This window comes from Rhodospirillaceae bacterium (assembly GCA_028819475.1).
Lineage (GTDB): Bacteria > Pseudomonadota > Alphaproteobacteria > Bin65 > Bin65 > Bin65.
This window is the reverse complement of sequence record JAPPLJ010000026.1, coordinates 61,351-74,061: the sequence shown is the minus strand read 5'-3', so window position 1 is coordinate 74,061 and position 12,711 is coordinate 61,351. Positions and strand designations below refer to the sequence as shown.

At 69.1% G+C, this 12,711-nt stretch carries 12 protein-coding genes and 1 tRNA gene; 7 read left to right on the top strand and 6 right to left on the bottom strand.

Annotation, left to right across the window (positions count from 1 at the left end):
- Positions 1–13: 13 nt before the first annotated feature.
- From OXM58_07095 to OXM58_07080, 4 genes are all read left to right on the top strand, one after another.
- Complete coding sequence (locus tag OXM58_07095) at positions 14–913, top strand: F0F1 ATP synthase subunit gamma (GenBank protein MDE0148122.1); 900 nt, start codon at positions 14–16, stop codon at positions 911–913.
- 16 nt (positions 914–929) lie between these two features.
- Complete coding sequence (gene atpD, locus OXM58_07090; protein ID MDE0148121.1) at positions 930–2,363, top strand: F0F1 ATP synthase subunit beta; 1,434 nt, start codon at positions 930–932, stop codon at positions 2,361–2,363.
- Between the two features lie 64 nt (positions 2,364–2,427).
- Positions 2,428–2,832 (top strand): F0F1 ATP synthase subunit epsilon, encoded by a 405-nt coding sequence (locus OXM58_07085; GenBank protein ID MDE0148120.1) that lies wholly within the window; start codon positions 2,428–2,430, stop codon positions 2,830–2,832.
- 159 nt (positions 2,833–2,991) lie between these two features.
- Complete coding sequence (locus OXM58_07080) at positions 2,992–3,816, top strand: ferritin-like domain-containing protein (protein MDE0148119.1); 825 nt, start codon at positions 2,992–2,994, stop codon at positions 3,814–3,816.
- An 85-nt stretch (positions 3,817–3,901) separates the two neighbouring features.
- Here OXM58_07080 and OXM58_07075 read toward each other — a convergent pair whose 3' ends face one another.
- Genes OXM58_07075 through gpmI form a run of 4 tightly spaced genes read right to left on the bottom strand, consistent with a single transcriptional unit; the run spans position 3,902 to position 8,574 of the window.
- Entirely contained in the window at positions 3,902–4,417 is a 516-nt protein-coding gene (locus OXM58_07075; protein MDE0148118.1) for an RNA pyrophosphohydrolase, read from the bottom strand.
- Positions 4,418–4,452: 35 nt separating this feature from the next.
- Entirely contained in the window at positions 4,453–5,766 is a 1,314-nt protein-coding gene (locus OXM58_07070) for a S41 family peptidase (GenBank protein ID MDE0148117.1), read from the bottom strand.
- Positions 5,763–6,929 carry a peptidoglycan DD-metalloendopeptidase family protein gene (locus tag OXM58_07065; protein ID MDE0148116.1) on the bottom strand — a complete coding sequence of 389 codons (1,167 nt, stop codon included), beginning with the start codon at positions 6,927–6,929 and terminating at the stop codon, positions 5,763–5,765. The genes OXM58_07070 and OXM58_07065 overlap by 4 nt, the downstream gene beginning before the upstream one ends.
- Positions 6,930–6,963: 34 nt before the next feature.
- Positions 6,964–8,574, bottom strand: coding sequence for a 2,3-bisphosphoglycerate-independent phosphoglycerate mutase (gene gpmI, locus OXM58_07060; GenBank protein MDE0148115.1), 1,611 nt, complete (start codon positions 8,572–8,574; stop codon positions 6,964–6,966).
- A 258-nt stretch (positions 8,575–8,832) separates the two neighbouring features.
- On the opposite strand from gpmI, the gene OXM58_07055 reads away from it, so the two are divergent.
- The 3 genes from OXM58_07055 (at position 8,833) to OXM58_07045 (ending at position 11,319) form a co-directional block, all read left to right on the top strand.
- Positions 8,833–8,909 (top strand) — tRNA-Ile (locus OXM58_07055).
- 91 nt (positions 8,910–9,000) lie between these two features.
- A complete protein-coding gene (locus OXM58_07050; protein ID MDE0148114.1) occupies positions 9,001–9,726 on the top strand; it encodes a hypothetical protein in 726 nt (241 codons plus the stop codon).
- Between the two features lie 87 nt (positions 9,727–9,813).
- The gene (locus tag OXM58_07045; protein MDE0148113.1) at positions 9,814–11,319 is read left to right on the top strand and encodes a hypothetical protein; all 1,506 of its coding nucleotides are present in this window, start codon (positions 9,814–9,816) and stop codon (positions 11,317–11,319) included.
- On the opposite strand, the gene OXM58_07040 is transcribed toward OXM58_07045, so the two are convergent.
- Both OXM58_07040 and OXM58_07035 read right to left on the bottom strand, forming a co-directional pair.
- Positions 11,241–11,744, bottom strand: a complete 504-nt coding sequence (locus OXM58_07040; GenBank protein MDE0148112.1) for a (2Fe-2S)-binding protein — start codon at positions 11,742–11,744, stop codon at positions 11,241–11,243. The two genes, OXM58_07045 and OXM58_07040, sit on opposite strands and share 79 nt — an antisense overlap.
- A complete protein-coding gene (locus tag OXM58_07035; GenBank protein MDE0148111.1) occupies positions 11,741–12,595 on the bottom strand; it encodes a xanthine dehydrogenase family protein subunit M in 855 nt (284 codons plus the stop codon). The genes OXM58_07040 and OXM58_07035 overlap by 4 nt, the downstream gene beginning before the upstream one ends.
- Positions 12,596–12,711: the final 116 nt, after the last annotated feature.

Genomic DNA, 12,711 nt, shown 5'->3' with positions numbered 1-12,711 from the left:
ATAGATCGGCGGCATGGCGAGCCTCAAAGACCTGCGCAACCGCATCGCGAGCGTGAAGTCGACGCAGAAGATCACGTCGGCGATGAAGATGGTCGCCGCCGCGAAGCTGCGCCGCGCGCAGGAGCAGGCGGAAGCCGCCCGGCCCTATGCCGAGCGCATGGACCGGATGCTCGGCTCGCTGGCGGCCAGCCTGCAGGGCCGCGCCGGCGTTTCGCCCATGCTGGCCGGCACCGGGGACGACCGGACCCACCTGCTCGTCGCGGTCACCTCCGACCGCGGCCTGTGCGGCGGCTTCAACACCGGCATCGTGCGCCGGACCCGCCAGATGGCCGCCGAGCTGACCGAAGCGGGCAAGACGGTCAAAATCGTCTGCGTCGGCCGCAAGGGCCGGGACCTGCTGCGCCGCGACTGGGCCGATGCGATCGTCGGCGCCTACAGCGATATCGGCCGGCGCCGGCTGGGCTTCGAGGATGCCGACGCGATCGCCGGAAAAATCACCGAGATGTTCGAGGCCGGCGAATTCGACGTCTGCACGATGATCTACAACCGGTTCAAATCGGTCATCAGCCAGGTCGTCACCGCCCAGCAGCTCATTCCCTTCGCGCCGCCGGAAAGCGCAGCGGAGGACGAGTCCGACAGCGGCGCCGGGGCCCCGGCGGCAATCTATTCCTACGAGCCCGACGAAGCGGAAATTCTCGCCGACCTGCTGCCGCGCAACCTGGCGGTGCAGGTGTTCCGCGGCCTGCTGGAGAGCGCCGCGAGCGAGCACGGCGCGCGCATGACCGCGATGGACAACGCGACGCGCAATGCCGGAGACATGATCGCCGGACTGACGCTGACCTACAACCGCACGCGCCAGGCGCAGATCACCAAGGAACTGATCGAAATCATCTCGGGCGCCGAGGCGCTCTAGAGAACGGGAGCTATCGATGGCCAGGAATAACGTCGGCAAGGTCTCGCAGGTGCTGGGCGCCGTCGTGGACGTTCAGTTCGAAGGCGAATTGCCCGAGATTCTGAATGCCCTGCACACCGAACGGGGCGGCCAGCCCCTCGTCCTCGAAGTGGCGCAGCATCTGGGCGAATCCACGGTGCGGACGGTCGCCATGGATTCGACCGAAGGCCTGGTGCGCGGCCAGAGCGTCGAGGACATGGGCAAGCCGATCGAGGTTCCGGTCGGCCCGGAGACCCTCGGCCGGATCATCAACGTGATCGGGGACCCGATCGACGAGCGCGGCCCGGTCGGCCACACGCGGACCTCGCCGATCCACAAGCCGGCGCCGGAATTCGTCGAACAGTCGACGGAGCAGGAGGTGCTGGTCACCGGCATCAAGGTCGTCGACCTGCTGGCGCCCTACCAGCGCGGCGGCAAGATCGGCCTGTTCGGCGGCGCCGGGGTCGGCAAGACCGTGCTGATCATGGAGCTGATCAACAACATCGCAAAGACCCACGGCGGCTTTTCCGTGTTCGCCGGCGTCGGCGAGCGCACCCGCGAGGGCAACGACCTCTATCACGAAATGATCGAATCCGGCGTGATCAAGCTGGGCGAAGACACCACCGAGGGTTCGAAGGCCGCGCTGGTCTACGGCCAGATGAACGAGCCGCCGGGCGCCCGCGCCCGGGTCGGCCTCAGCGGCCTCACCCTCGCCGAATATTTCCGCGACGAGGAGGGGCAGGACGTGCTGTTCTTCGTCGACAACATCTTCCGCTTCACCCAGGCCGGCTCGGAAGTGTCGGCGCTGCTCGGCCGCATACCGTCGGCGGTGGGCTATCAGCCGACGCTGGCGACCGACATGGGCGCGCTGCAGGAGCGGATTACCACCACCAAGAAGGGCTCGATCACCTCGGTGCAGGCGATCTACGTGCCGGCGGACGACCTGACCGACCCGGCCCCGGCGACGTCCTTCGCCCATCTGGACGCCACCACCGTGCTGTCGCGCCAGATCGCCGAACTCGGCATCTACCCGGCCGTGGATCCGCTCGATTCGACCTCGCGGATCCTCGACCCGCGCATCCTGGGCGAGGAACACTATCAGACCGCCCGCGATGTGCAGGAGGTCCTGCAGTCCTACAAGGCGCTGCAGGACATCATCGCCATCCTCGGCATGGACGAGCTCTCGGAGGACGACAAGCTGGTCGTCGCCCGGGCGCGCAAGATCCAGCGTTTCCTTTCCCAGCCGTTCGACGTCGCCCAGGTCTTCACCGGCTTCCCGGGCGTTCAGGTGCCGCTCGAGGAAACGATCTCGGGCTTCCGGGGCATCGTGGACGGCGACTACGACCACATTCCCGAAGGCGCCTTCTATATGTGCGGCAACATCGACGAGACGCTCGAAAAAGCGCGAAAGATGGCGGCGGAGGCCGCCTGAGCGGCGCCTGCGCAGGCAACGCGCAAACGGGCCAATAACGGGCGGGCCGGAAACGGGCTGAAGCATGGCTGACGAGAAAGTCGAATTCGAACTGGTGTCGCCGGAGCGGCTGTTGTCCTCCGAGGCCGTCGACATGGTCGTCGTCCCCGGCGCCGAGGGCGATTTCGGCGTCCTGCCGCGCCATTCGCTGCTGATTTCCGGGGTGCGCACCGGCGTGATCCAGGTCTGGAACGGCAATGCCGTGACCGACCGCATCTTCGTCGCCGGCGGATTCTGTGAGGTCACCGGCGAGCGCTGCACGGTGCTGGCCGAGGAAGCGGTCCGGGTCGAGGATATCGACCGCAACGCCATCGAAGCCGAACTGAAGAATTTGCGCGAAGACGCCGCCGACGCCAAATCGCCCGAGGAACGCACCGCCGCCGAGGCGCGAATCGCAACGCGCGAAGCCATGCTAGCCGCGGCCGGCTGACCGGTCTTTCATCGCACGACCGGACCGGATGTAAACGCTTCCGACCGCTGGACGCGCCGGGGCGCGCCGCCTATATTACGGGCGGTCAATCCGGGCGGATTGGGGGGCCGCCCCGTCATCGGTGAAGGCAGCGGACTGCCGACGGTTCGAGGCAAAGCGGTGAAGCACTGGACGCTCGACGATATTGCCTGGGAGAAGTTCGACCCGGGCAAGGTTGATCCCGAACTGCTCAAGGTCGTCAAGGCGGCGAGCCTTGTGGAGAAGAACGGCCGCGATTACGGCCGGTATCTCCAGGAAGTGTTCGAGGACGATCCCGAGTTTTCCGAAGCTGCGGTCGGGTGGGCCGAGGAAGAGGTCCAGCATGGCGACGCCCTGGGCCGCTGGGCCGAAATGGCCGATCCGTCCTTCGATTTTCCTGCCGCCTTCGACGATTTTGCCGCCAACGTCAAACTGCCCACCGGCATGGCCAGATCCGTGCGCGGCTCGCGGGTCGGCGAGCTGGTCGCCCGCTGCGTCGTCGAATGCGGCACCTCTTCCATGTACACGGCCCTCGCCAACGCGGCCGAGGAGCCGGTGCTCAAACAAATCTGCCACAAAATCGCCGCCGACGAATTGCGGCACTACAAGCTCTTCTACAAGCACGAGAAGCGCTATCTGGAGATCGAACGGATCGGCCGAATACGGCGCTTCTGGGTTGCACTGAGCCGGGCGCGCGAGACGGAAGACGACGAGCTCGCCTACGCCTATTTCGCGGCGAACAACCGGGGCGGCGACTATGACCGTAAAGCCGCCAACCGGGAATACTCCGCGACGGTGTACGGCTTCTACCGTTTCCACCATGTCCAACGCGCGGTGGCGATGGCCTTCAAGGCGGCCGGCCTCAAGCCGCACAGCCGTCTTTCCACCTGGATGTCGAGGGTCATTTACGCGGTTCTGAAATGGCGTACCCGGGCCGGCCGGCCGCCGCTCGCCGCCGGGGTCTGACCGGCGCCTCGAAACCCCGGCGATCCGCCGGATATCCGCCCGCTGTCAGCCGAAACGACCGGGCCGGTGACGCGCCCCGGCCCCGCTATCCGCGCGCCAGCGCCGCGATCGCCGGGGCGAATTCCGCCAGCACCGTTTCGTAGAGCGGCCGCTTGAATCCGACGATCAGCGCCGGCAGGCGCTCCGGCTCCATCCACCGCCAGGCGCTGAATTCCGCGTGGGCGCCGCCGATGCAGATTTCGGAGTCCGCTCCGTCGAAGCGCATGGCGAACCATTTCTGCGCCTGGCCGACATAGCGGCCCTGCCAGACCCGGCCGCGCAGGTCCGCCGGCAGGTCGTAGCTGAGCCAGCCGCGGCTCTCCGCAAGAAGCGTCACAGTGTCGATACCGGTCTCTTCGGCGAGTTCCCGGTGCGCCGCCGCCGCCGGCGCCTCGCCGGCGTCGATGCCGCCCTGGGGCATCTGCCAGGCGCCCGGCGTATCGATCCGCTCGGCAACGAACACCCGGCCCGCACGGTTGAGCAGCATGATGCCGACGCCGCGCCGGTATTCGGGGCCCGGTCCGGCATCGTCCGTCGCCGGCGGCGGGGCGGCGCCGGTCACGGCGTCCGTAGCCGGTGCGGCCGCTGCGGCGGCGCCTATTCGCCGCCGTTCACTTTCCTGAAGAGCGCGAGCCCCCTCAGCAGGTCGACGGCGCGGGACAACTGGTAATCGTCGGGCGCCTTCTCGCCGGCCGCCGCGGGACTGTCGCCGCCGCTCGAACCGGCGCCTTCCTGCTTCCTTCCGTTATCCTTCCTCTCCGCATCCAGGGCGTTCGGCAGGTCGACCTCCCGGCCGAGGCCGCGCGGCGCCAGCGCCGTCACTTTCGCCTGCTCGACGACGATGTCCGGAACGATGCCCTTGGCCTGGATCGAGCGGCCCGACGGCGTGTAGTAGCGGGCGGTGGTCAGCCGCATGGCGCCCTGGTTGCCCAGGGGCACGACGGTCTGGACCGAACCCTTGCCGAAGCTCTTGGTGCCCATGAGGATGGCCCGGCGATGGTCCTGCAGCGCGCCGGCGACGATTTCCGAGGCCGAAGCGGAGCCGCTGTTGATCAGCACGACGATCGGCAGGCCATCGGTCATATCGCCCTTCTTGGCGTTGTATCGGCTGCTGATCTTGGCTTCGCGGCCGCGGGTCGAGACGATCTCGCCGCGGTCGAGGAAACTGTCGGTGACGTCGATCGCCTGGGAGAGCAGGCCGCCCGGATTGTTGCGCAGGTCGAGCACGACGCCGCCCCATGCCTTGCCCGGCTTGCGCCGGAATTCGCTGAGCGCGGTATCCAGGCCGACCTTGGTCTGCTGGGTGAACGCCGTGATCCGGATGTAGCCGATATTGCCGATCGTCCGGTGGCGCACCGACTTGACCGTAATGATGGCCCGGACAATGGTGACGTCGAACGGATCGACTCCCTTGCGCCGGATCTTGATCGTGATCTTCGAATCGACCGGGCCGCGCATCATGTTGACGGCTTCGCGCAGGGAAATGCCGATGATCGGCTTGCCGTCGATATGGGTGATCAGGTCGTTCGCGCGGATGCCCGCCCTTGCGGCCGGCGTATCGTCGAGCGGCGAGATCACCTTCACGATGCCGCGCTCCGTCGTGACCTGGATGCCGAGGCCGCCGAACTTGCCGGCCGTATCGACCTGCATCTCCTTGAAGGCTTCGGCGCTCATATAGTTGGAATGCGGGTCGAGCGACTGCAGCATGCCGTTGATCGCGGCTTCCATCAGCTTTTTGTCGGTGACCTTCTCGACATAGCCGGAGCGCACCCGCTCGAAGACGGCGCCGAACAGGTCGAGATATCTGTAGGTGTCGGGTTCCTTCTCGTCCGCGGCCCGGACGGGAGCGGAGGCCGGTACGGCGATCGTCGCCGAAACCAGGAAGAGAACGGCAAGCGCAATACGTTTCATCCGTCTACCTTGCGTTTATCCGCCGCCAGCCAGGGCTGCGGATCGATTGGGCGGCCGCGCTGTCTCAGCTCGAGATAGAGCCAAGGAGTCGGCGTTTCCGTTTTCCCGACGATACCGACCGGCTCGCCGGCCAGCACCCATTGCCGGTTCACGACATCGATTCGCACCAGACCGGCGATGAGAGAGTGATATCCGTCGGTATGCTCGATGATCAAGATCGGTCCATAGCTGCGGAACGATCCTGCAAACACAATTTGGCCGTCATATGGCGCAACGGCCTGCGTGCCGGCCCGGGCGGCGAAGCGCAGCCCGTTTACGGCGAGGCCGAACCGGTCCCGGTCGCTGAACCGCTTCACGACGCGTGCCGGGACAGGCGGGACGACCCTGCCGCGGGCATCGCGGAAGCGGCGGAGCCGTTCCGGCCGTGTCAGCGTGGCCGCGCGTGCCGGCCGTTTCGGCGAGGCGACGGTAGTCTCCCGTTCCAGGTTCGCCATCAGGTCGTGCAGCGTCTCCGCCTGCCGGGTCAGCCGGGCGAGGCGGCGGCGGACTTCGGCCTTTTCCTCCCGGGTCTCGGCCAACAGGCGGACCTGGCGCCCCAGCAAGGCGGCGAGCTCCTGCCGGGTGCCGCGCAGTTGCCCGGCCTTCGACGCGATGTCTTCGCGCTGCCGCGAGACGTTGCGGCGGCGCTTGTTGTAGTCCGCCGCCTTGCGGCGCAGCAGATCCGCGCGGGCGCGCAGCCGCGGCACCAGGGAGCGCAGGACGATCGTGCTGCGAATTGCGTCCTGCGCGTCGGCGAAATGCATGGCAAGGACGCCCGGCGGGTTGCTCCGGATGCGCCGAAGCGCCCCGACAATGCGCAGGAACTGCCGTTCGTTGCGCCGGTATTCGGCGTTGTCCCGGCGAATTGCCTCTTCCAGCCGCGCCAGGCCGAGTTTGACGCGCATCAGCGCGCTTTCCTGGACCTGGAGGCGGCGGGCCACGGAAACGACCCGTTGCCGAAGGGCGCGCACCTCCACGGCGAGTTTGCCAGCGTGCCGGGTCAGCGCGGCATCCCGGCCGCGGCCCTTGTCGATCCGGCGCTCGACGTCCTCCAGCCGGTCCCGTTCGTTCCGGGCGGCCGCTTCGCCCGTTTGCAATGCAAACATGGCGGATACGGCGGCCATCGCGGCGACCGCCGCAAGCAGCGACCGGGCGGCACTAGGCAGCAATGGTCGCCGAGCCTGCGGCGCGGCCGCCGAGCAGGGACGCGCCGGTCATTTCGCGAGGCTGGGCAAGCCCCATGAGATCCAGGACCGTCGGCGCAATATCGGCCAGTGTCCCGCTGCGCAGGGTGCGCCCGGCTGCGCCTGCGGCGAGCAGGATCGGCACCGGATTGCGCGTGTGGGCGGTGTGGTTCTGCCGGGTCTCGGGATCGGCCATCTGTTCGGCGTTGCCGTGGTCCGCGGTGATGAGCAGGGCCCCGCCCGCAACCGTCACCGCCGCCTCCAGCCGGCCGAGACAGGAATCGACCGTTTCCACCGCCCTGACCGCCGCCGCCATGTCGCCGGTATGGCCGACCATATCCGTATTGGCATAGTTGACGACGATCAGGTCGAACGCGCCGCCATCGACCGCCGCGACCAGCCGGTCCGTCAGTTCCGGCGCCGACATTTCCGGCTGCAGGTCGTAGGTCGCCACCTTGGGCGACGGGACCAGGATTCGCTCCTCGCCGGCGAAAGGCGCCTCCCGGCCCCCGTTCAGGAAGAAGGTGACATGGGCGTATTTCTCGGTCTCCGCGATGCGCAGTTGCGTCAGGCCGGCGGCGGCGACCGCCTCACCCAGCACGTTGGCCGGCGCCTCGGGCGGAAACAGCGTGTCCATCCATTCGCTGTGCTGCGCGGAAACTTCGCTCATGCCCAGCGCGGCAGCGAATTGGACGGCCCGCGGCCGGGCGAAGCCATCGAATTCCGGATCGAGCAGCGCGCTGAGGATTTGCCGCGCCCGGTCGGCCCGGAAGTTCGCCATGAACACGCCGTCGCCGTCTTTCATGCCCTCGTAGTCGCCGACTACGGTCGGCCGGACGAACTCGTCGGTCTCATCGGCCACCCAGGCAAAATCGATGGCTTCGTCGGCCGAACCGGCGCGGGCCGCCAAACTGCCTTTCCCCTCCGCCAGCGCTACATGGGCGTCGGCGGTGCGATCCCAGCGCCTGTCGCGATCCATCGCAAAGTAACGGCCGCTCACCGTCGCGATCCGGATCGGGCCCTTGCCGGCAATGGCCTCCTCGAAGTCTGTTATGAAACCCTTGGCACTTCTGGGCGGCGTATCCCGCCCGTCGAGAAAGGCGTGGACCGCAACCGGAATGCCCCGCGCGGCGAGGGCGTTCGCCACTGCCGCGATATGGCGCTGGTGGGAATGCACCCCTCCCGGCGACATGAGGCCCAGAAGGTGGGCGGTGCCGCCGGTCGCGGACAGAGATTCGGCGAAGCGGCGGAAGGCCGGCCGGTCTGCCAGCGAGCCGTCGGCAACCGCTGCGTCGATCTTCGGCAGGTCCTGGAGCACGACCCGGCCGGCACCGATCGTCATGTGGCCGACCTCGGAATTGCCCATCTGTCCGCCCGGCAGCCCGACATGGTGTTCCGACGCATCGCCGAGCGCATAGGGGCAGGCTGCCGTGAGCCGGTCCCACACCGGGGTTTCGGCAAGGGCGATGGCATTGTTCGCCGCCTCGGCGCGATGGCCCCAGCCGTCCAGGATGCACAGCACCACCGGACGGGGCGCATCGGGACGGGACGCATGGGCACGGGGCGGGGCGGCGATGTCGGTCATCGGCGGACGGGCGGCAGGGGCCGGAGATGGTTCTGCGGAATGTTGGACGGCCGGGGCCGGCTGGCAACCGGACTCCGGGCCGCAACCGCGGGCAGCGCCCCGGAGCGTGGCAGGGAACAGGCGGTCGGAGCACAAGGCCGGGGCGGTCGGGCAGGCGGCAATTGCAGCCGTTTACCGTTCGGCCTATGTAGGGCTTCCGCGCCGCGGCCGGTGTGGAAGCATCGCCGCAGACGTTTCCCGACCGGCGCGGCAGCGCCGGGGCCCGTAGCTCAATCGGTTAGAGCCGGCCGCTCATAACGGTCTGGTTGCAGGTTCGAGTCCTGCCGGGCCCACCACTTCCTGCGAACCGGCCGGGGCGGTCGATCCGAGCGCGTCGAGCACGCGCTCCGGCGTCATCGGGATCGTCCGCAGCCGCAGGCCGGTGGCGTGGGCGACGGCGTTGGCGATGGCGGGCGCCGCGCCGACCAGGGGCGGCTCGCCGATCCCCTTGGCGCCGAACGGGCCGGACGGTTCCGGCTCTTCGACGATGATGGGATGAATGTCGAGCGGCAGGTCGAGCGCGCCGAAGACCTTGTAGTCCATCATGCTGGGATTGACCGGCTGGCCGTCTTCCCAAAGCAGTTCCTCAAGCAGGGCATAGCCCGCGCCCTGGACGAAGCCGCCCAGGATCTGGCCCTCGACCGACGTCGGATTGATCGCGCGGCCGACGTCGTGGGCCGCCCAGGCGCGCAGGATCTCCACCTTTCCGGTCACGGTATCGACCTCGACCTCGACGACATGGGCGCCGAACACATAGGTGCCGACGCGCTCGAAAGGATAGTTCCGGATGACCGCTTCCTTGTAGTCGAACGCCTCGCCGTCATAGACCAGCGCCCCGCTGCCGATGATCGGGCCGCCGGTCCGGTAGTGCGCGCGCAGCGAGATTTCTCCGAAACTCAATTCCCGCTCCGGCACCCCGACGATCCCCGCCCGGCCGCCCGGCCGGATCTCGATGTCGCCGGGCGCGCATTCGAAGGTTTCGGCGGCATGGCGGACGATCTGCTCGCGCACCGCATCGGCGGCCTGCGTCACGGCGCGGCCGACCATATAGGTCACCCGGCTGCCGCCGGTGCTCCAGTTGTAGGGCGCCGCGCCGCTGTCCGCCGGAGCTGAATCGACCCGGTCGACATCGATATCGAGCGCGCCGGCGCAGATCTGCGCCAGCGCCGATTCCGCGCCCTGGCCGAGATCGACGGCGCTGTGGGCGAGCGCGACGGCACCGTCTTCGAGCAGGCGCACCGTCGCCGACGTCCCGAGCAGGCCGCAGATATGCGCGAAGGCGGAGACGCCGATGCCGCGGCGCTTCCCGCCCGCGCCGATGCCGCCGTCCCGGCGCTTTTCGGCCCAGCCGGAGGCGTCGCGCGCTTCGGTCAGGCACGTTCCCAGGCCGCAGGACGTGATCGTCTGGCCGCCGATCCAGCGCCCTCCGGCCTCGACGGCATTTTTCAGCCGCAACTCGACCGGATCGAGGCCCAACCGGTCGGCCAGCTCGTCGATCTGCGCTTCGGTGGCGAAGGTCACCTGCGGGTTGCCGTAGCCGCGGAAGCCGGCGGCGCGCAGCCGGTTGGTGTAGACGGCGCGTCCCCGCAGCCGGCAGTTTGGGATTTTGTAGGGGCCGCGCGCCATCAGCAGGCCGAAGCCGAGCACGGCCGGGCTGTCCTCCGCATAGGCGCCGCCGTCGTAGACGATGTCGAGATCGCGGGCGACCAGGGTGCCGCCGGCCTTCGCGCCGGTCCTGACGCGGACGATGGCCGGATGACGCCGGCGCATCGCCATGAAGTCTTCCTCCCTGGTCAGCGTCAGCTTGACCGGCCTGCCGGTCGCCCGGGCGAGATGGGCGACCAGCGGCTGGATCGTGACGCCGGACTTGCCGCCGAACGCGCCGCCGACCGCCGGCGTGACGACGCGGATCTTCGACATCGGCAGGTCGAGGGCCCGCGACAGGGTCGCCTGCACCTTGTTGACCGACTGGTTGGCGGACCGGACGGTCAGCTTGCCGGCGCGGTCGAACTCGGCAATCGCGGAGACCGGTTCCAGATAGACGTGCGATTGGGACGGCACCTCGTAGACGCCCTCGACGATGACATCGCAATCGGCCCAGGCCGCCTCGACGTCGCCTTCGCTGAACTCCTGGCGCGCGATCTCGTTGACGCGCTCGAAGCCGAGGTCCGGGCGTTTCTCGTAGCTCTCGAATTCCCGATGGACCGGGACCGCGCCGTCTTCCAACGCCGCCGCGATGCTCAGCACCGGCGTCAGCTCTTCGTAGTCCACCTCGATCAGCGCCGCCGCCGCGCGGGCCGTGGCGAGGTCGGTAGCGGCGACCGCGGCGACCGGCTCGCCGACATAGCGCACCACGCCGGCGGCGAGCGGGGTCTCGTCGTAGACGAACAGGCCCCAGCGGCGCGCCGGCAGGTCGGCCCCGGTCAGCACCGCCTTGACGCCGGGCAGCGCCCGGGCGGCGGCCGTATCGATGCCGAGGATCCGCGCGCTCGGCCAGGGGCTGCTGAGGATCGCGGCGTGCAGCATGCCCGGCCGCGAAAGATCGTCTGTATAGCGCGCCGCACCGGCCAGCTTGTCGGCGGCGTCGCGGCGCGGCAGCCGCGCGCCGATCGATTCGGGAAGTCCGTTCATCGCCCGGCCATTCCGGGTTCGCTCCCGACGGCACGGCGGCCAGCGTTCACGGCAGCCTCGACGATGCTGACATAGCCGGTACAGCGGCAGATGTTGCCGCCGAGCCAATGGCGCACCGCCCCGGCGTCGGGCGGTTCGGCGGCGCCCCGGAACAGGTCCGTCAGGGCGACGATCATGCCGGGCGTGCAGTAGCCGCACTGGACGGCGCCGGCGCCGGCCATCTCCTCGCGCAGGAGCGCGGCGTGCGGGTCGCCGTCCAACCCTTCGATCGTGACGATTTCCCGCCCGGCGCAGTCGGCGGCCAGCATCAGGCAGCTTCGCGCCGCCTTGCCGTCGACCAGGACGGTGCAGGCGCCGCACACGCCGGTGTTGCAGCCGCGCTTGCTGCCGGTCAGTTCCGCCCGGCTGCGCAGGATGTCGAGCAGCGTCTCGCCCGGCCCGGCAAGCGGGCTCAGGGCTTCGCCGTTGACCGCGAGGGCGACCACGACCGCCGCGGTCATGCCGGGGCCTCCGACCTGGCTCTGGCTGCCTCGACCGTGCGCGCGACCAGGCCGGGAATGATGCGCCGGCGATACTCGGCGGAGCCGCGCATGTCGGCGAGCGGCTCGGCGGCATCCTGCAACAGGGCGCCGGCCCTCGCGACGGCTTCGTCGTCCAGCCGCGTATCCGCCAGCGCCGCGTCCGCCGCATCGAGGCGCAAGGGCTGCGCGGCGCAACTGCCCAGCACGACCCGCGCGGCCCGGCAGATCCCGCCCTCCAGGGTCAGGGCGACCGCGACCGACACGGTGGCATAGTCGCCGTCGACCCGGGCGAATTTGTGGTAGGCGCCGACGGAGCCGGGCGGCGGCGGGGACAGGCGGATTTCCGTCAGGATTTCATCCTCCGCGAGCGCCGTCGTCAGATAGTCGAGAAAAAAGTCATCGGCGCGAATGCGTCTCGCGCCGCCCGGCCCGATGGCGGTGAGCCGGGCGTCGGCGGCGACGAAGGCGGGCGGCAGGTCGGCCGCGGGATCGGCGTGGCACAGCGCGCCGCCGACGGTGCCGAAATTGCGGATCGCCGGGTGGGCGACCTGTTGGGCGGCCTCGCTGAGCACGGCCAGCGCACCGGGCAGACCGGCCGAGGCGAGCGCCGCCTGGGTGACGGCCGCGCCCATCGCCACGCTGCCGTCGGCGTGCCGGGTCAGGCGATCGAGGCCCGCCACCTTGCGGAGCGAAACCAGGGCGGGCGGGTCGAGCAGGCCGAGGTTCAACATCGCCACCAGGCTCTGGCCGCCGGCGATGCAGCGTGCCTCGTCATGCGCGGCGAGGAGGGCAACGGCTTCGTCGATCGTGGTCGGGTGGAAAAGCTGCATCGGGCCCGAAATTGTCGCGCCCGGCGGCGCGTTCGTCCGGCCATGTTAACAGCAGCGGGTTTCTGACAGAAGGATATTGAGATACAATTTGAAACGGATCAGCGAGGAAACGGCAG

Bases quoted from the DNA above. Each gene is read 5' to 3' on its own strand.
- OXM58_07095 (MDE0148122.1), top strand. From the start codon at position 14: ATGGCGAGCCTCAAAGACCTGCGCAACCGCATCGCGAGCGTGAAGTCG.
- atpD (MDE0148121.1), top strand. From the start codon at position 930: ATGGCCAGGAATAACGTCGGCAAGGTCTCGCAGGTGCTGGGCGCCGTC.
- OXM58_07085 (MDE0148120.1), top strand. From the start codon at position 2,428: ATGGCTGACGAGAAAGTCGAATTCGAACTGGTGTCGCCGGAGCGGCTG.
- OXM58_07070 (MDE0148117.1), bottom strand. From the start codon at position 5,766: ATGAAACGTATTGCGCTTGCCGTTCTCTTCCTGGTTTCGGCGACGATC.
- OXM58_07065 (MDE0148116.1), bottom strand. From the start codon at position 6,929: ATGGCCGCCGTATCCGCCATGTTTGCATTGCAAACGGGCGAAGCGGCC.
- gpmI (MDE0148115.1), bottom strand. From the start codon at position 8,574: ATGACCGACATCGCCGCCCCGCCCCGTGCCCATGCGTCCCGTCCCGAT.
- OXM58_07040 (MDE0148112.1), bottom strand. From the start codon at position 11,744: ATGACCGCGGCGGTCGTGGTCGCCCTCGCGGTCAACGGCGAAGCCCTG.
- OXM58_07035 (MDE0148111.1), bottom strand. From the start codon at position 12,595: ATGCAGCTTTTCCACCCGACCACGATCGACGAAGCCGTTGCCCTCCTC.